Origin of the sequence: Peribacillus sp. NPDC058002 (assembly GCF_042886655.1) — a bacterium.
Lineage (GTDB): Bacteria > Bacillota > Bacilli > Bacillales > DSM-1321 > Peribacillus > Peribacillus aracenensis.
Genome location: NZ_JBHVQU010000023.1, coordinates 25,778 through 43,597, shown reverse-complemented (window position 1 = coordinate 43,597; position 17,820 = coordinate 25,778). Strand labels below are relative to the sequence as shown.

The 17,820-nt window shown below is 40.8% G+C and carries 14 protein-coding genes, 1 pseudogene and 1 riboswitch; of the genes and pseudogenes, 11 read left to right on the top strand and 4 right to left on the bottom strand.

Features of this window, described 5'->3' with window-relative positions:
- Positions 1 to 284 precede the first annotated feature (284 nt).
- Complete coding sequence (locus tag ACFVSH_RS07235) at positions 285 to 425, bottom strand: hypothetical protein (protein WP_387596888.1); 141 nt, start codon at positions 423 to 425, stop codon at positions 285 to 287.
- A gap of 278 nt (positions 426 to 703) precedes the next feature.
- A complete protein-coding gene (galU, locus tag ACFVSH_RS07230) occupies positions 704 to 1,564 on the bottom strand; it encodes a UTP--glucose-1-phosphate uridylyltransferase GalU (RefSeq protein ID WP_387705397.1) in 861 nt (286 codons plus the stop codon).
- 177 nt (positions 1,565 to 1,741) lie between these two features.
- On the opposite strand from galU, the gene ACFVSH_RS07225 reads away from it, so the two are divergent.
- From ACFVSH_RS07225 to ACFVSH_RS07175, 11 genes are all read left to right on the top strand, one after another.
- Entirely contained in the window at positions 1,742 to 3,406 is a 1,665-nt protein-coding gene (locus ACFVSH_RS07225) for a DUF6044 family protein (protein WP_387705399.1), read from the top strand.
- A 15-nt stretch (positions 3,407 to 3,421) separates the two neighbouring features.
- Positions 3,422 to 4,444, top strand: a complete 1,023-nt coding sequence (locus ACFVSH_RS07220) for a glycosyltransferase family 2 protein (protein ID WP_387596882.1) — start codon at positions 3,422 to 3,424, stop codon at positions 4,442 to 4,444.
- The gene (locus ACFVSH_RS07215) at positions 4,404 to 4,859 is read left to right on the top strand and encodes a GtrA family protein (RefSeq protein ID WP_387596880.1); all 456 of its coding nucleotides are present in this window, start codon (positions 4,404 to 4,406) and stop codon (positions 4,857 to 4,859) included. Before ACFVSH_RS07220 ends, ACFVSH_RS07215 begins: the two co-directional genes overlap by 41 nt.
- 366 nt (positions 4,860 to 5,225) lie before the next feature.
- Positions 5,226 to 5,370, top strand: a riboswitch (cyclic di-AMP (ydaO/yuaA leader).
- A 130-nt stretch (positions 5,371 to 5,500) separates the two neighbouring features.
- A complete protein-coding gene (locus tag ACFVSH_RS07210; RefSeq protein WP_387596877.1) occupies positions 5,501 to 7,327 on the top strand; it encodes an APC family permease in 1,827 nt (608 codons plus the stop codon).
- Between the two features lie 820 nt (positions 7,328 to 8,147).
- Positions 8,148 to 8,993, top strand: coding sequence for a helix-turn-helix domain-containing protein (locus tag ACFVSH_RS07205; protein WP_387596874.1), 846 nt, complete (start codon positions 8,148 to 8,150; stop codon positions 8,991 to 8,993).
- Between the two features lie 170 nt (positions 8,994 to 9,163).
- The gene (locus ACFVSH_RS07200) at positions 9,164 to 10,636 is read left to right on the top strand and encodes an aldehyde dehydrogenase family protein (RefSeq protein ID WP_260284373.1); all 1,473 of its coding nucleotides are present in this window, start codon (positions 9,164 to 9,166) and stop codon (positions 10,634 to 10,636) included.
- 76 nt (positions 10,637 to 10,712) lie between these two features.
- Positions 10,713 to 11,663 carry a DMT family transporter gene (locus ACFVSH_RS07195; RefSeq protein ID WP_387596869.1) on the top strand — a complete coding sequence of 317 codons (951 nt, stop codon included), beginning with the start codon at positions 10,713 to 10,715 and terminating at the stop codon, positions 11,661 to 11,663.
- A gap of 85 nt (positions 11,664 to 11,748) precedes the next feature.
- A complete protein-coding gene (locus tag ACFVSH_RS07190) occupies positions 11,749 to 13,701 on the top strand; it encodes a primary-amine oxidase (protein ID WP_387596866.1) in 1,953 nt (650 codons plus the stop codon).
- Between the two features lie 36 nt (positions 13,702 to 13,737).
- Positions 13,738 to 14,319 (top strand): hypothetical protein, encoded by a 582-nt coding sequence (locus ACFVSH_RS07185; protein WP_387705394.1) that lies wholly within the window; start codon positions 13,738 to 13,740, stop codon positions 14,317 to 14,319.
- A 170-nt stretch (positions 14,320 to 14,489) separates the two neighbouring features.
- Positions 14,490 to 15,344: a RhaT/GlcU family sugar-proton symporter gene (locus ACFVSH_RS07180; protein ID WP_387596861.1), complete on the top strand. Its 855-nt coding sequence runs from the start codon at positions 14,490 to 14,492 to the stop codon at positions 15,342 to 15,344.
- A gap of 18 nt (positions 15,345 to 15,362) precedes the next feature.
- Positions 15,363 to 16,148 (top strand): glucose 1-dehydrogenase, encoded by a 786-nt coding sequence (locus ACFVSH_RS07175; RefSeq protein ID WP_387596858.1) that lies wholly within the window; start codon positions 15,363 to 15,365, stop codon positions 16,146 to 16,148.
- Positions 16,149 to 16,218: 70 nt separating this feature from the next.
- Here the strand turns inward: ACFVSH_RS07175 and ACFVSH_RS07170 are convergent, their stop codons facing one another.
- Positions 16,219 to 16,764 (bottom strand): NADPH-dependent FMN reductase, encoded by a 546-nt coding sequence (locus ACFVSH_RS07170; RefSeq protein WP_192203455.1) that lies wholly within the window; start codon positions 16,762 to 16,764, stop codon positions 16,219 to 16,221.
- A 106-nt stretch (positions 16,765 to 16,870) separates the two neighbouring features.
- A pseudogene (locus tag ACFVSH_RS07165) lies at positions 16,871 to 17,742 on the bottom strand (bile acid:sodium symporter family protein).
- Positions 17,743 to 17,820 lie beyond the last annotated feature (78 nt).

Below are 17,820 nucleotides of genomic sequence, written 5' to 3'. Positions count from 1 at the left end.
AGTTTGGAACTTTTTTGTATGTCCGTAAATCAGCCTTCCTTTTGGAACCTTTGGAGATGTGCGGAAGACATCATCAGCGTGGCTCAATGTAGTTACTCCCCTTTCTTTAAAATAATTACATATAATCATTCTATGAGGATAAGCTAAATCGGTTTGGACAAGTCATTAAAGAAAGGGCAAATAACTATATGGAAAAAATAAAGTTTTCATAAGTTAGCAAAAAAAAACTCTGGATGAATAGAGCCAGAGTCTTTCATGAAAGCTGTGGATTGATGATGTGGGTTTCAAGTTCTTTCTTCATCGTCCCCATGCAGGAAATGATCATTTTTTTCATTAATGGGCCCGCCAAATTGTGCATTGATTTCCTTAACCACTTGATCTAAAAAATCATCGGATAGTATTGGATTATTAGTTTTTTTGTGCATGTGTTTTTCAACAACCCTTTCTGGAAATCGTTGTTAGGATCAATAATGAAGGATACGTTATCAACATAACCTCACTGATCATAAATTATTCTTTCTATGGCGAACATTTTCACTCACTTTTACATTTCACGGAAGTGTTTATAATAAACCGTTATATTTCGCTTAGAGATAATGGTATGGGGATATGTTAGTGGATCATTTTACAACCAGAGGGGTGAACCCGATGTGGAAATGGCCCAATTACCTCTTGGTAATTGGGCGGGGGTATATTCATTTCATTAAGGGAACAACTGCCTTAAATATGTTATTAGCTGATCACGAAGTTCAGGTCGTTTCATGGCGAAATCTAATGAAGCTTGGAGGAAGCCGAATTTATCGCCGACGTCATATCGATTTCCTTTGATGATGTACGAGTATATTGGTTCCTTTTCTAACAGAAGGTCTAAAGCTTCGGTAAGCTGGATCTCCCCATTCCGATCGGGCTGTGCGGTTTCAAGGATTTTAAAAATCGTAGGTGATAAAATATATCGTCCAATAATCGCCTGTGTTGATGGTGCATCCTCCACTTTTGGCTTCTCCACCAAGTTTCTTACCAGAAATATATCCTCATATCGTTCTTGGAAATTTACGATCCCATACTTGGATACATCGGCAGGTGATACATCCTTACATCCGATAATGCTCGTACGAACCTTGTTATACCGTTCCATTAACTGCTTCAAAGCTGGAACCGGGCTATCCACGATATCATCCCCTAACAAGACGGCAAAAGGTTCGTCTCCGATAAAAGTTTTGGCACATAAAACTGCATGCCCCAGGCCTAAAGGTTCCTTTTGTCTTACATAGTGGATATCCACCATGTTGGAAATGTTCTCCACGATTTTAAGCAGATCATTTTGACCTTTCATTTGCAGAAGCATTTCAAGTTCGATGGATTTATCGAAATGATCTTCGATTGCACGTTTGTTTTTCCCTGTAACGATGATAATATCTGTAATCCCTGATTGTACCGCTTCCTCGATAATATATTGAATGGTCGGCTTATCGACAATCGGCAGCATTTCCTTTGGTTGAGCTTTCGTCGCAGGTAAAAATCGTGTTCCTAAACCGGCTGCTGGAATCACCGCTTTCTTTATCATAGCCCAGCCCCTCTTTAAGTTTCTTTAATATGCTTTTTGTTCTACCCTTCATTTTATGTGGTCATTGGTTGACCTATTTCAAAATGGGTTAAAATAAATCCTTGAAATAGAATAGATTTACCTTTGAAGCAAATATTATGGATATATGAATTGAGTCAAGAGGTGTATATTTTGCCAATTGAAAATCAAGAGAGAGTTCAAATCCTTTTTGCCTTACTCGTCATTGTTTTATATCTTACTCCTTTATTCATCCTTGGGGAAAATGCGCATATTCGCGTACATGATAATTTGGATTCCAACCTTGCCTGGTATAAAGTCCTTTCAGAGAGCGGTGAGTTATTCGGTGCAATAGACGCCAAAATTCCCCAGATTATGAATGGGCTTCCTCGAAATGCATTTGGGAGTGAGTTCAGTATTATCGTGTGGCTTCATTCACTTTTTCCGACAATGGTTGCATATGCAATGAGCCAGGCATTAACAAGGTTTATTGCATTCTTTGGTATGTATATCCTATTAAAGAAACATTTGATTACAGGATCCCGATCAGGCTGGATTAGGGTTGGAACATCCTTAGCCTTTGCCCTTACCCCATTCTGGCCATCGGGAATGCTCAGTACACTTGGAATGCCGCTTGCACTTTGGGCTTTTTTGAATATTCGCAGCAAGGACCATTCTTGGAAGAATTATTTGGTCCTTACACTTTTACCGCTTTATTCAAGCATCGTGCTTGGCTTTTTCTTTTTCCTTGTTGCAATGGGGTTTCTTTGGCTAACGGATTTGATCAGGAAAAAAGGATGGAATATAACGTTTCTACTTTCAATCGTGTATATGACGGTCATTTTTGGAATGGTGGAGTATCGTTTGGTCGCTTCATTCATTTTTGATTCGGAGCCAAACAGCAGAGATGAGTATTTTCACGCAAGGCTGCCCCTCGAGTGGGTCATTAAACTTACATTCAAAAATTTCGTTCTTGGCCATACGCATGTCATGACTGTACATGCGCTTATCATCCTGCCGATTACCATTTTTGCCTTTTATATTATTCTGACCAAAAAACTGTGGAGACAGGAAAAGGTATATGTTTTTTTATTTTACTTGAATTTTATCCTCTCAGCGTGGTACGCATTTTGGTTTTATAAAGGCTGGCTGCCTTTAACGGAAAGGTTTCACACCCTGGATACCTTTAATTTTGCCAGATTTCACTTCTTAAGGCCGATGGTCATTTACGTGGGGTTTGCCCTCGCGATAAAGATCATTTGGGAACACAGTGATTATGCTAAGAAAACCCTTTCTATTTTCATCGCCATTCAAATTATGATCTTAATGGGATTCAATGAGGAAATCACTCATAATAAAAAACCTTCTTTTAAAGAGTTCTATTCAGTAAGCCTTTTTCGGGAAATAAAAGATCATATTGGCCTTCCACAGGAAGAATATCGTGTTGCCAGCATTGGGCTGCATCCTGCAATTGCACAATTTAATGGATTTTACACGCTAGATAGCTATAACAATTTCTATCCGCTTACTTACAAACATCAATTTCGTCAAATAATTGAAAACGAATTGGCTAAGAATAAAGACATCAGAATCTACTTTGATGAATGGGGAGGACGGTGTTACCTCTTTGCCGATGAGCTTGGGAAGCATTATATGTTCAAGAAAAGCTCGAAGAAAGAGCTGGAAAATTTAGACCTTAATATGGATGCGTTTAAAGGATTAGGTGGCAAGTATATATTTTCTGCCATACCAATTAACAACGCGGAGGAAAACGGATTGGTACTAGATAGGATTTTCGCAAAAAAAGGAAGTGTATGGAAAATTCATTTATACAGAGTCATGTAAAAAGGGGGGAATAGAGTGAATTCACCGATACTGACGATTGTTGTACCTTGTTATAACGAAGAAAGCGTATTGCAGGATACCATTTCCCAGCTTTGTGGATTGGTGAGGGGGTTAGTAGAAGAAAACGTTGTTTCTGGTCAAAGTAAAATTCTATTGGTTGACGATGGAAGTAAAGATCAAACATGGAAGATCATTTATAAGGAAACGATTAATAATGAATTTGTTCGTGGGCTAAAGCTTTCCCGGAATGCAGGACATCAAAATGCACTCCTGGCAGGATTGTTTACAGCTAAAGAAGCCTCGGATTGTGTGATTTCCATTGATGCAGATTTACAAGATGATATTCAAGTCATCCCTGAATTCATCCGGAAATTCAATGAAGGATGTGAAATTGTATACGGTGTCCGCCAAAAAAGGGACCTTGATTCATTTTTCAAACGAACATCTGCAACTGGTTTTTATAAAATGATGAACAAGATGGGGGTTAACCTTGTCTATAATCATGCGGATTTCCGGCTAATGAGTAAAAGGGCGATCGCGGAGTTGGAACGATTTGATGAAACGAATCTTTTTTTACGGGGAATCGTACCGCTTATTGGGTTTAAGACGGACTCTGTTTATTATGATCGAAAAGAAAGATTGGCTGGGGAAACGAAATATCCATTTAAGAAAATGGTTGCTTTTGCGCTTGATGGCATTACTTCCTTTTCAGTTACACCGATTCGGCTTGTATTATGGCTAGGATGTCTTTCATTTTTCATTAGCTTACTCTTTGGGTCTTACTTTTTATGGTTAAAGTTTTATGGGCAGACCGAGACTGGATGGACTTCATTAATCACCTCCATATGGTTGATCGGTGGCCTGCAGTTGATTGCTGTCGGCTTGATTGGGGAATATATCGGTAAAATCTATAATGAATCCAAACGCCGGCCTAAATATATAGTTGATCTGGACCTATTTAATCCGCTCGATTTAAAAAAACGGGAGCAACTAGACAATGAACGGAACAATATTGAAAAACTATCTAAAACACACTAACTCCTTTATTCGCTTTTTATTGGTTGGGATAGTCAATACTGCGCTTGGACTTTCCCTTATGCTTTTTCTCATGAATGTTCTTGAATTATCTTACTGGCTCTCCACCTTTATCGGTAATGGTACGGGAGCTGTAACGAGTTTTCTTTTGAACAGGACTTTTACCTTTAAAAGTGATATAGAATGGCGGAGAGGAGTTGCACGTTTCTTTTGCGTCATCCTGATCTGTTATTCCGCCGCATATTCTTTAGGCCAAGCTATTGCGGAATCAATGGAAGGATCCGTTCATTTACCCATACAACAAAATGTGGCTGTGATGATAGGAGCCATTTTTTACACAGTTCTCAACTATATTGGCCAGAAATACTTTGTCTTTAAAAAAAGCAATTTGAGGCCAATTCAAGAAGGCAGGAACTAATTAGGATGGAGCAGGAGCAGTGGGATAATGCCCCCGATTGGACGGGAATTAAAGTGGAATCGGAAAGAGGAAATCAATGCAAGTATAACGACTCAAGCTGGGGGCAGAACTGTTTCACTTCATCCTTCATACTCTTCAAGTGGCAATCATTTATTCCTTTTATGACCATCCTTTGTTCATTCACTCCTTGTTTTTTTCTTTTTGGACGTTTATTTACCTCCGTTCCTCCCTTCGAACCATGTGTTTGCATGACTTATGTAATATACGTCAAGAATAAAACCTCGCATACAAAAAAAAATTATATTTCTGTGCAAAATTTTCATTTACATTTCCATTTCACGGGAGTATGATAATCAACAGTTTCATATTTCTAAATCGCTTAAACCTTATGGTGCGGGGGACCCGGTATTGGGATTGTTACTACAATCCAAGGGGTGAATCCTTTCAAGGTAGGGCTACTCTTAGGTCCGAATCCGACAGCTAACCTCGTAAGCGTTATATGAGAAGGAAGGTGGAGCTTGTTAGACAAAAAAATTGATGTCTACAGGTCTATTTAGTTATGACTTGTAGGCATTTTTCCATTTCTTCTTGTATTTTGATACAGCTGGGTAACTTAAATTTAATATGGTGGTGAATACTTGATGTTATCTTCTATAAAGAGATTTTTGATTGGGAGACCTTTAAAATCAAATGCACTTGGTGAACAAAAGCTGAACAAAACAAAGGCTTTGGCGATATTATCTTCTGATGCTTTGTCTTCTGTTGCTTATGGACCTGAGCAAATATTGATCGTTCTGATCACTGTCGGTGCTGCAGCATTTTGGTATTCCCTCCCTATCGCAATCGGAGTATTGATCCTGTTAACCGCCTTGATCTTGTCCTATAGACAGATCATTTTCGCTTATCCGCATGGCGGGGGGGCATATGTGGTTTCAAAAAACAATTTGGGAGTCAATCCAGGGCTGATAGCTGGAGGATCCTTATTGGTGGATTATATATTAACTGTGGCTGTTAGTGTTTCTGCAGGTACGGATGCAATCACGTCCGCTTTTCCCGGCCTGCATTCATATAATGTCATCATAGCCATCATTTTCGTCATTCTGCTTACAATCCTGAACTTGCGGGGGGTTACGGAGTCGGCCTCTGTTTTGGCTTATCCGGTGTACCTATTCGTTTTAGCATTGTTCATCTTGATTGGTGTCGGGATTTACAAGATTTTTACAGGTGAAGTTTCACCTGAATTGCACACGCCCGTCGGGACTCCGGTAGCGGGCATCAGTTTATTCATACTGCTAAGAGCATTTGCGTCAGGAAGCTCCGCATTGACAGGAGTCGAAGCTATTTCCAATGCAATCCCGAACTTTAAAGATCCGGCTCCGAATAATGCGGCGAAAACTTTAATAGCGATGGGTTCCTTATTAGCTGTATTATTTTCGGGAATCGTATTCTTAGCCTATTATTTAAGTATCGTCCCGAGCGCAGAGGTAACGGTCGTCTCCCAGGTTGCTGAAGAGATCTTTGGACGGAATTTCATGTATTTCTTCATTCAAGGTACGACTGCCTTGATCTTGATACTTGCGGCCAATACTGGCTATTCGGCCTTCCCTCTGCTTGCAGTAAATCTAGCGAAGGATAAATTCATACCGAGGGCGTTTACGATCAGAGGGGACCGATTAGGGTATTCCAATGGAATAATCATACTGGGACTTGCCTCGATCATCTTAATAGTCTCATTTGAAGGACATACAGAAAATCTCATTCCGCTTTATGCTGTAGGGGTATTCATTCCATTTACTCTGTCCCAGAGCGGTATGATTGTTAAATGGATCCGCGAAAAGCCAAAAGGCTGGATGTTGAAATTAACCATTAATTCAATTGGTGCCATTATTAGCTTTATCGTCACGATGATATTCTTCTTGACCAAGTTTACTCAGGTTTGGCCTGTTTTGATTTTTATACCTATTATCCTGTTAATTTTTCATCGAATCAGAAAGCATTATGAAGCAGTTGGTGACCAACTAAGGATTACAACATGTGAGCCGATCTTGCCAATTGAAGGAAATATCATTATCGTACCTGTTGCCGGGATAACTCATGTGGTCGAGAACTCTTTAAATTATGCAAAATCTCTTTCAGCGCATCAAGTCATTGCCGTTTATGTTGCTTTTGAAAGAGAAGATGAAAAGAAATTCGAAGAAAAATGGAAAAAGTGGCAGCCGGATGTCCGACTGGTTACACTGAATTCTTATTACAGAAGTATCATTCAGCCATTAACAAAATTCGTGGATACGGTTGAACATAAGGCGAGTGAATCCAATTATAAAGTTACGGTGATCATCCCCCAATTCATTCCGAAAAAGGGCTGGCACAATATTCTTCATAACCAATCAAGTTTACTGATCCGTGCCTACTTACTTTATAGAAGGAATGTGGTTGTTACGACTGTGCCATATCATTTGAAGAAGTAAGTTACAGTATGTAAGAAATATAGAAGCCCAGACTGCAGGCAAACTTGAACTGCCTCGTAAATGTTAGACACCAAACTAACATTTATGGGGTGTTTTTTTATAGCTTGTACATATTGGGCGTTTATTTCAGCTCCAGGCACTCGCTTTCCGCAGGCGGTCCTGAAGCGTCCTCGGCTTGCGCCTTCGTGGGTCTCCCTTATGGATGCGCTTTTCCCGCAGGAGTCTCGCACACCCACTCCAATCAACTTGGTTATACATTTAATTTAGAAACCAAACCTGGGGATTTGAAGGTGTTGCTTAGGGGCAGTTGTTTCCTTCATTTGATGAAAGAGTCGTTTTCCTAACTCCTTATGTCTACAAACTGATAGGAAGCCTAAATATGGTTTTCTTTTTTTATAATCTTATAAATAAAAAGACAGTCCCTACAGACTCTTTTCTTGAAGGAGAACATTAATTAAAAACTCATTAAATTCACAATAACGATTAATGCTAATGAAACCCATACAAGAAAAAGGATTGCAGTAAGATGTGGGGATAAGGCATAATGATTTAAATTTGTTCAGTCAAAAGGATTTTGGAAATACTTGTCGAAAATTATAAAAACAACGCTCATGTTGATAATAGCCAGGCATGGGAAGAATGATGAACGGCTCTCCGGAAACGCGAAGAAATGTGGATGTAGTAAATCCCTAATTGCAAGCCAAGCTAAGGGAAAGCATGAAAGTCATTGTATCAATGTTGCGAAATTATCACTGCTTGCAAAAGTTTCAAGGGTAAAGGGACTGGGTGACAATGCAATATAAAAGGAGCGTGATGGTAGTTGAACATCATTCAGAATTTCAATACCTTCGACTATTTTCCATTCCAGCCGGAATTTGAGATTCTATCGGATTACTATATAGAATATAAACAAAGAAATTCTGACCATTCAACTACATTATTCTATCAATTTAAAATCAATCGGGATTTAATGAATCCAATGTCCGTCATTCCCGATGGGTGCATCGACATATTATTTTATTGCGATCCCGATAGCCCCTCCGCAGATGTATGCGGGAGTGTCCTCAAGTACAAAACGATAAACTTTAAGGCTAATTGTGAATATTTCGGTGTGAGGTTTTTGCCTAAGCAGGAAACCCAGCATTTTAAATATTCCATGAAGGAGGTAATCAATCGCCAAATCCCCTTAGCCGATATGGTGAAAATTGGACCTACCATTATGGAAAGGTTAATAAATGAACGGGATTTTCGTAGAAGAATAAAGCTGTTCAAAGAAGAAATAGGGATTAATATTTTTGCGTGTAATGAGTTGCCTGCCATTATAGAATATTCCTTGGACAAAATATACTCTTCTAAAGGAAATGTAAATATGAATCAATTAGCCGCTGAGACCGGATACTCTACAAGGTACTTGCGAAAGCAATTCGATGCCCATGTAGGGATGCCGCCCAAATTATTCAGCCAAATAGTGAGGTTCCAAAACTCCCTGCATATGTTATTGAACAAACGGGCCTTTACAGTTTGGGATGTGATTAATGAGAATGGATATTTTGATCAATCACATTTAATTAATGAATTTAAAAAATTTGGTTATATGACTCCTAATGAATTCATCGATGCCGTTTCAGGAAATTGTCAAACCCAATATAAAGTTATTGATATATAGTGATTACATTGGAAAGATCCCGTTCATACGAGATCTTTTTTTGTTTGGTTTTAATCCATAGCTTAAATATTCTGAATGTTCCGCTTTTTACAATAAAAAAATAATGCGCAGCCTTATTCTTTTAATAGATATACGATTGTTGAGATTCCACTAGAAAGGGGAAACGATGGATGGGGAAAAAATATCAATTGTTCATTGAGGGGCGATGGGTTGATTCATTATCCGGAAGAACATTTGAATCACTTAATCCTGCAACAGATGAAGTGAATGCTGTAGTTGCCGAGGCTGGTCCGGAAGATGTTGATTTAGCGGTAAAAGCTGCACGAAGGGCGTTTGAATCTGGCCCATGGGCCGAAATGGCGCCGGGGGATAGGGGAAGGTTACTGAATAAAGTGGCACAGGCACTGTGGGAGAAAGCTGATATGCTGGCCGAAGTCGAATCACAAGATAACGGGCTGCCAATCAATGAAACAAAATTCATTGCGATGCCAGCCATGATAGATGTACTCGAATTTTATGCGGGGTTAGCAAATAAAGTCCAGGGAAGTACCCTTGCTTCTCCTAATAACCGGTTCAATTATACCTTGAAGGAGCCAATCGGTGTCATAGGAGCCATAGTGCCTTGGAACTTTCCTCTTATGCTGACGATGTGGAAGCTAGCCCCTGCTTTAGCGGCAGGCAATACGATCGTGATCAAACCAGCTGAGCAAACTCCTGTAAGCATTCTGGAAATGGTTAAAATCTTTCAAGAAGTCGGTATTCCAGATGGAGTCATCAATGTTATTCCGGGATACGGGAAGATAGCGGGGGATGCCCTCTCATCACATCCGGACGTCGATAAAATCGCTTTTACGGGTTCAACGAATACTGGCCGCCTAATCATGCAGGCAGCAAGTAAGAACTTAAAACCAATCAGCCTTGAATTAGGGGGGAAATCACCAAATATCGTTTTTGATGATGCTTCCATCGAGAATGCAGTGAATGGATCCATGTTTGGTATCTTCTTCGCCCAAGGCCAAGTATGCGCCTCGGGTACAAGACTTTTTGTGCAGGAAAGCATATATGATCGATTCATGGATTCATTCGTGAAGAAAGCACAATCCATCCGTGTAGGGAATCCTTTAGATCAAACGACCCAAATGGGACCGCAAGTTTCTTTACAGCAACTGAACAAAATTCAACAGTACGTAGCGGCCGGACTTGAACAGGGAGCTAATCTTGTCATGGGCGGCGAAAGAAACACGATGGCAGGAAAAGGCTATTTTTTCACGCCCACCGTTTTTGAGAATGTCACCAATGATATGACAATTGCCCGGGAAGAAATTTTTGGACCGGTTTTGTCGGTCATCAAGTTCAAAGATGAAGAGGATGCATTGAACAAGGCAAATGACAGCTTGTATGGGTTGGCTTCAGGTTTATGGACCAATGATTTAAAACGGGCGCACCGTATGGTAAGGGGGTTAAAAGCGGGGACGGTGTATGTGAACACGTTTAGCATGCTTGATAGCACAGCCCCTTTTGGCGGCAGGAAGCAAAGCGGTTTTGGAAGGGAACTGGGCATCCAAGCGATGGATATGTATACGGAAACAAAAAATGTGTGGATTGATTTGAATGAGCAAGGCTTGAACTGGTATGGAGTTTAAGGGCAGGGATTTGATCAGCTCTTCTCACGGGTACTGGCTTAAGTTGGATTTCCTGCTATCCGCTTGATAAATCCGTATGATTGGGGTGGGTTTACTGAATATTGGCTATCTCTTCATCATATTGAATATGATTGTTTTAGGTCTTTCAATCCCGGCCGGCAGTGTAGCAATGGCAACCATCCCCGTATGGCTGTTTACGGCCATGACGCTTGGCATCGCCTGTATGATCTTACTGCCAGCAGCGAAAATATACGAAAGAATCAAGTGGAAAGGGATAGGATATAAAACGTACTTCGGGATATTCATGCAATCCCTTTTTACCGTTACATTATATACGGTCTTCCTGTTATATGGTTTGAAATATTCTAGTGTGATAGCGGCTGGAATCATAAATAGTATGGTGCCAGCCGTAACGCTGGTTCTTTCCTTCATATTATTGGGAGAGAGATTGAACATCCGTAAGGGCATAGCCATCATGCTAGCTGTTTCAGCTGTTCTGGTAATGGAGCTCGCAGGTGCGAGTACTGAGGGGGAATCCAGTGCATTAGGGATTGCTTTCATGATATTGGCTGTTGTGTCATTGGGCTTGTTTTTTGTATATGCCAAGAAATTCGCAGTGGATGTGCCACCGGTGACAATGGCAGCAGGACTGTGCTTAATGGGGTTTCTAACTACGCTGCCGATGGCCATTCATGAGGCGATATCTTTTGATTGGGGAAAAATGACGCTTGGTTTATGGGGAGCTGTCATAGCCTATACCTTGCTTGGGTGGGTATTTGCTTATATTTTCACGTACTTAGGAATTTCAAAGGTTCCAGCAAGCACCATCGGGATGGCAACGGCAATCATCCCGATTACTGCAATGCTATATGCCGTGTTATTCCTGGGCGATAAATTACGAAACGTCGATATCATTGCGACTGTTTTATTAATACTATCGATATTCATTGCAGAATCAAAAGAAAGTGTAAAGGAAGGAAAAGAGTCCATGCCAGTTGTCGGGAAAGATGATGCGGTAGGCAAATAAAATTTGCATTTTATACACGAGTCACTTCGAGGGAAAGTTCACTTAATAGATAGAATGATATTTTAACTATAAGGGAGAGGTTAATATGGAAAAGATGTCTAGTATGAAAGTGAAGAGGGAAAATCACCCGCTTGATCCATTAACGGCCGAAGAACTTAAAGTGACGGTCCAGATTTTAAAACGTGATAAAGGATTGGATGACCATTACCGCTTTGCTAACATCAGCTTACTGGAACCTGCAAAATCCATTGTTCTGGGTTATCGGGAAGAAAAACGAATCAATAGAGAAGCATTCTGTATCATCCTTCATAATAAAGAGGGAAAAACATATGAGGCTGTAGTTTCCTTAACGGAAGGCAGCATAAGGTCATGGAAACTTATTCCGGGAGTGCAGCCCTCCATAATGGCTGATGAATTCATGGAGTGTCAGGAAGTCGTGAAAAGCCACCCTGAGATGATGAAAGCCTTTGCCAAAAGAGGGCTTACGAATATGGATGATATCATGGTCGATCCATGGTCAGCAGGGAATTTTGGAATCGAAGAGGAAGTGGATGTACGAATCGTCAGGGCTTTATGTTATTACCGTACATCATTATATGATAATGGGTATGCTCGTCCCATTTCAGGATTATATGTCCTTGTAGACTTAAATAAGATGGAAGTCATCAAGATTGTGGATAAAGGTGTCATACCATTTCCGCCGCTTGATGGAAATTATACACCTGATCAAGTAGGTAACATGAGGCAGGATGTTAAACCTTTGGAAATAGTCCAACCAAAAGGACCAAGTTTCACGACGGAAGGCCATGTGATAGATTGGCAAAAATGGAAAATCCGTTTTGGTTTCAACTCCCGTGAAGGTCTTGTCCTTCATACGGTCAGTTACAATGATGATGGAGTGCAGCGGCCAATCCTGTATCGAGCTTCTTTATCCGAGATGGTGGTCCCTTATGGCGATCCAACAGATCCGGTGAACAGGAACAATGCTTTCGATGCAGGTGAATACGGCATTGGCATGTTGGCGAATTCACTTGAACTCGGGTGTGACTGCCTAGGTGAGATAAAGTACTTTGACGCGAATCTGGTGGATAGTAAAGGGAATGTAATTCATATTAAAAATGCAATTTGTTTACATGAGGAGGATTTTGGAATCGGGTGGAAACATACGGATTGGAGGACAGGTCATGTTGAAGTTCGCCGTTCAAGAAGATTGGTCCTATCGAGCATTTCGACAGTTGGAAATTACGAATATGGATTTTATTGGTATTTCTTTCAGGATGGGACGATACAGTTTGAAGTGAAATTGACAGGCATATTGCATACACAAGCCATCGAACCTGACCGGAAGCACCCTCATGGCAATTTGGTTGCACCTCAATTATTTGCTGCACACCATCAGCATTTCTTTAATATGAGGCTTGATATGATGGTTGATGGAATTAAAAATTCGGTTTATGAAGTCAATACAAAAAGTATGGAAAAAGGACCGGGCAACCCATATGGAAATGGCTTCTACCCAGTTTCGACTTTGCTTAAAAATGAATCCGAGGCGGTTCGGGACCTTGATTTGCGTACAGCGCGCTTCTGGAAAATCGTCAATCCATCAAAAACGAATATATTGGGAGAGCCGGTTGGTTATAAATTGTTTGCCGGGGAGAACTGTTTCCCGTTCGCCCATGATGATTCGCCCTTATTAAAACGGGCTGGATTTTTAAAACATCATTTTTGGGTGACTCCATTCGACCCTGAAGAACAGTTTGCATCAGGGAGATACCCAAACCAACATGCAGGTGGGGAAGGGTTGGAAGAGTGGGTTAAAGCCGAGCGCTCCATTGAAAATGAAGATGTGGTGGTCTGGTATAACATGGGCCACCATCATATAACCCGACCTGAAGATTGGCCAGTCATGCCTACCGCTTATATTAGCTTCATTTTGAAACCGACGGGCTTTTTCAATCGGAATCCAGCTCTTGACGTGCCTCCCTCAAAACCAAAGAATTCAGCTTGCCAGATGGGCGGTAATTCTTCCTGTCATTAAAAATGAATCGTTTCACTATTGCTCGTGAAGGGGGAAATGAATCGCATGCTGCTGCTGACCAGTTTTATGATAGTCATGGCATATACAGTTTACTTTTCTAAAAAAGCTCATCAGAAAAAAGAGCATATTGGTGTTAGCCTGGGAAAATGCATGGTCATGATGTTAAGCATGACCACAAGTTTAACCTTGAGTTTAATTCTGTCATTCCTGTTGCCCGGCAGGCTGGCGGTTTTAACCGTCCTGGCTATCGCAATATGTGCAGTGGCAGCAGCAATCATCGGAAGGCCTTTCGGTTTAACAGCGGTTATGGAATCTTTATCAACAACTCTGATGGGGGCAATGATGGGAGCCATGCTTGGGGTCATGCTGCCTCTTGATTCACAAACTTTCATGCTAGTTTCGATGGATCTGATCTACCTTGCCAGTATATTCTTTGTGACTTTTTATATAAAAAGAGAGGATGTAAAAGAACTAAAAAGGAGGGGATTTGCTCCTTTCTATCTGACCCTCTTGTTCTCCATCATCATTATCGGAACGACGGCTGTTTGGGAAAGTGATTATTTCAAGGTCGGTGATGATTCGGAAATGGACATGCAACATCATCAACATGGTGGGTAGCTGCAATAATGTCACTATCATCAAAAAGGGCTGCATCTGCAGCCCTTTTTGTGTTGGCGGAAACATTTCATAAAATTTCCAAGGGTCAATTCAAATAATGCGAACATATTAAAAGAAGACAAATTGAAATTTCCTGCTTAGTTTTGAACATACATATATGGGGGTTGTAAATGGATATATTATTAGCTCTCTTACCGGCATTATTCTGGGGAAGCATCGTTTTATTTAATGTGAAACTCGGGGGAGGACCCTATAGCCAAACACTAGGTACAACGATTGGCGCCTTGATTTTTTCAATTGGTGTTTATATTTTTGCAGATATTAAGTTGTCACTCCTGGTGTTTGGAGTCGGAGTCGTATCTGGATTGTTTTGGGCCGTTGGACAAGCTAATCAGCTTAAGAGCATTGATCTAATGGGAGTTTCCAAAACCATGCCAATATCAACAGGATTGCAGCTCATAGCAACCACTTTATTCGGGGTCATCGTTTTTAACGAATGGTCTACAAAGAAAGCGATTATTTTAGGCGTTTTGGCTTTAGTCTTCATTATTATAGGAATCGTCTTGACCTCCTTGGAAGATAAAGAATCGAAAGAGGGCAAGTCGGGAAACTTGAAGAAAGGAATCGTTATTCTCCTCATCTCGACATTCGGTTATCTGGTTTATGTGGTCGTGGCCCGTCTTTTTGATGTTGACGGATGGTCAGCGTTGTTCCCTCAAGCGATAGGAATGGTGATAGGCGGTCTGTTATTGACTTTTAAACATAAACCGTTTAACAAATATACGATTCGCAATATCATTCCGGGATTGATATGGGCTGCAGGGAACATGTTTTTATTCATATCCCAGCCCCGAGTAGGCGTGGCTACTAGTTTTTCCCTTTCACAAATGGGCATAGTCATCTCAACTATTGGCGGGATCATCATTTTACGAGAAAAGAAAACGAAGCGCCAACTAATTGGAATTGTAATTGGAATTATCTTGATCATCATAGCTGGGATTATGCTCGGGCTGGCAAAAAGTTAATAATTGGAGGGTGATTAAATGTATACAGATTTAGAAGGTAAAGTCGTTGTTATAACGGGTTCATCCACTGGTTTAGGAAAAGCGATGGCCATTCGCTTTGCTAAGGAAAAGGCAAAGGTCGTGGTTAATTATCGTACTAAATTAGAGGAAGCAGATAGTGTAATGGAAGAAATCAAAACAAGTGGTGGGGAAGCCATTGCAGTTAAAGGCGATGTCACCATTGAAGAAGATGTAATTAACCTTGTTCAATCAGCAGTAAATAATTTCGGGAAACTCGATATATTCATCAATAATGCAGGAATTGAAAATCCTGTTCCATCTCACGAGATGCCGTTAAGTGACTGGAATAAAGTTATTAATACCAATTTAACCGGAAATTTCCTTGGGTGCCGTGAAGCTATCAAGTATTTTGTCGAGAACGATATTAAAGGGAATGTTATAAACATGTCCAGTGTACATGAAATGATTCCCTGGCCTTTATTCGTTCACTATGCGGCAAGCAAGGGCGGGGTGAAGCTGCTTACGGAAACCTTGGCTCTTGAATATGCACCAAAAGGAATCCGTGTGAACAGCATTGGTCCCGGAGCCATCGCCACGCCAATAAATGCCGACAAGCTTGAAGATTCCGAAAAGAAAAAAGATCTTGAAAGCATGATTCCGATGGGGTATATCGGAAAGCCAGAAGAAATTGCTGCGGTTGCTGCATGGCTGGCATCTTCAGAGTCCAGTTATGTAACGGGCATCACTCTGTTCGCTGACGGGGGAATGACAAAATACCCTGCATTCCAAGCGGGAAGAGGATGAATGTAGTTTAATTTGATGCAATAAGAATCCCAGCAGGATCATTCCTGCTGGGATTCTTGTTAAACATGCATTAACGAGTATGATGATTATACCAGCTAATGAAGTTATCGACGACTGTATCGATAAACTGGACAGTCGACTCATGTGTAAGCTTGCCTTCGTTATCGATTTTGTCATGAACTGCACCAACATATACTTCATTTCCGGGAAGGAGCGGGGAGGAGATGCCTAATGCGAATAGGATCTCACGTAAATGCAATTGAGCTTTAACCGTTCCTAATTGCCCCATTGACGCACCCATGATCCATGAAGGTTTGCCGATCAAGACTTTATCGACACGTGATAACCAATCGATTGCATTACCCAATACGCCTGGAATCGTACCATTGTATTCAGGTGTTACCCACAAGACTGCATCTGCTTCAGCCACTTTGCTTTTAAATTCTTTTACAACTAATGGAGGGTCATTTTCAATATCTTGATCATAAAAAGGTAAATCCCGAATGGTCAAGATTTCGAGATCAAATCGATCTTGATATCTAGTTTGAATATATTTTGCTAGCTTAAGGTTGTAAGACTCTTTACGAATACTTCCCACTATTGCAACAACTTTCATCTTCAATACCTCCAAGGATTTGTAATGGATAATCATGTAAATGTGTTTCACTTACCTATTATAATTGGAATATAGATGAAAGGGAAAAAGGATGCTTGAGATATAATCATTCTGCGGATCGCCCTTCATTCACACCACGATGGAAATGCTTCTCCATGACATAGCCAAAAAAGGAGGCAAGCATTTGTTGAAACAGCATGCCAAGTACAACGGGAACAGCGACGGCAGCAGGAAAATAGGTTGTTGTGCAAGAACGGCTCCAGCACTGATGTTTCGCATACCGCCTGTAAATGTCAAGGTGATGATATCGGCCTTTTCCAATCTTAAAAATGCACCGACCATCCAAGAAAGGGCATAACCTGAAGCTGCTATGAACAAAACCAGGAAGGCCATGATCATTAATTTCTTATCGAAATGGGTTAAGTAAGGAGCGATTTTTGAACTGTTCAATATGACTACGATTCCAACGCTTATCTTGGAAAATGGAGCTAAGCGGGGGGATAGTGTATATTGTATTCTCCCTTTTGTAGCCTGATTCAAGAACATGGCAAGCATGGAGGGAAGAACGACCATTCCGATTAATCCTTTCACAATCGACCCCAAATCCATTTCGATCGAACCGCCTCCAAGAAGGGAAACACTGTAAGGAACGATGAATGGCGAGAGAAGGGTGTAGATCAAGATGATGGTGAGGGCAAGTATGGCATTCCCATTATAAATGGATACCCAGATCATACTGGTGACACCGGTTGGAATCACTACAGCCAGGACTAGTCCGGTAATAGTGAAAGCACCATGAAACACTAAGTGGCCGAGACCAAAAGCCCAAATAGGCATGAGCATATGAAGGATGAGCAATACGATGAAAACCGGTAAAGGGTGGGTGACGGCCTGTTGCAAAGATTTAAAGTTGGAGCCTAAACTTCCGGAAAATGTAATGAAGGCGAATATCCATGGAACAAGAAAGGTGTAATCCATTAGATGTTCGGCCAATCATACCCCAATCACCACGCTTAACGGAGTGATGAGGGGCATGATTTTATCCATTTGTTCATT

Bases quoted from the DNA above. Each gene is read 5' to 3' on its own strand.
- ACFVSH_RS07235 (WP_387596888.1), bottom strand. From the start codon at position 425: ATGCACAAAAAAACTAATAATCCAATACTATCCGATGATTTTTTAGAT.
- galU (WP_387705397.1), bottom strand. From the start codon at position 1,564: ATGATAAAGAAAGCGGTGATTCCAGCAGCCGGTTTAGGAACACGATTT.
- ACFVSH_RS07215 (WP_387596880.1), top strand. From the start codon at position 4,404: ATGAACGGAACAATATTGAAAAACTATCTAAAACACACTAACTCCTTT.
- ACFVSH_RS07210 (WP_387596877.1), top strand. From the start codon at position 5,501: ATGTTATCTTCTATAAAGAGATTTTTGATTGGGAGACCTTTAAAATCA.
- ACFVSH_RS07200 (WP_260284373.1), top strand. From the start codon at position 9,164: ATGGGGAAAAAATATCAATTGTTCATTGAGGGGCGATGGGTTGATTCA.
- ACFVSH_RS07195 (WP_387596869.1), top strand. From the start codon at position 10,713: ATGATTGGGGTGGGTTTACTGAATATTGGCTATCTCTTCATCATATTG.
- ACFVSH_RS07190 (WP_387596866.1), top strand. From the start codon at position 11,749: ATGGAAAAGATGTCTAGTATGAAAGTGAAGAGGGAAAATCACCCGCTT.
- ACFVSH_RS07185 (WP_387705394.1), top strand. From the start codon at position 13,738: ATGAATCGCATGCTGCTGCTGACCAGTTTTATGATAGTCATGGCATAT.
- ACFVSH_RS07180 (WP_387596861.1), top strand. From the start codon at position 14,490: ATGGATATATTATTAGCTCTCTTACCGGCATTATTCTGGGGAAGCATC.
- ACFVSH_RS07175 (WP_387596858.1), top strand. From the start codon at position 15,363: ATGTATACAGATTTAGAAGGTAAAGTCGTTGTTATAACGGGTTCATCC.
- ACFVSH_RS07170 (WP_192203455.1), bottom strand. From the start codon at position 16,764: ATGAAAGTTGTTGCAATAGTGGGAAGTATTCGTAAAGAGTCTTACAAC.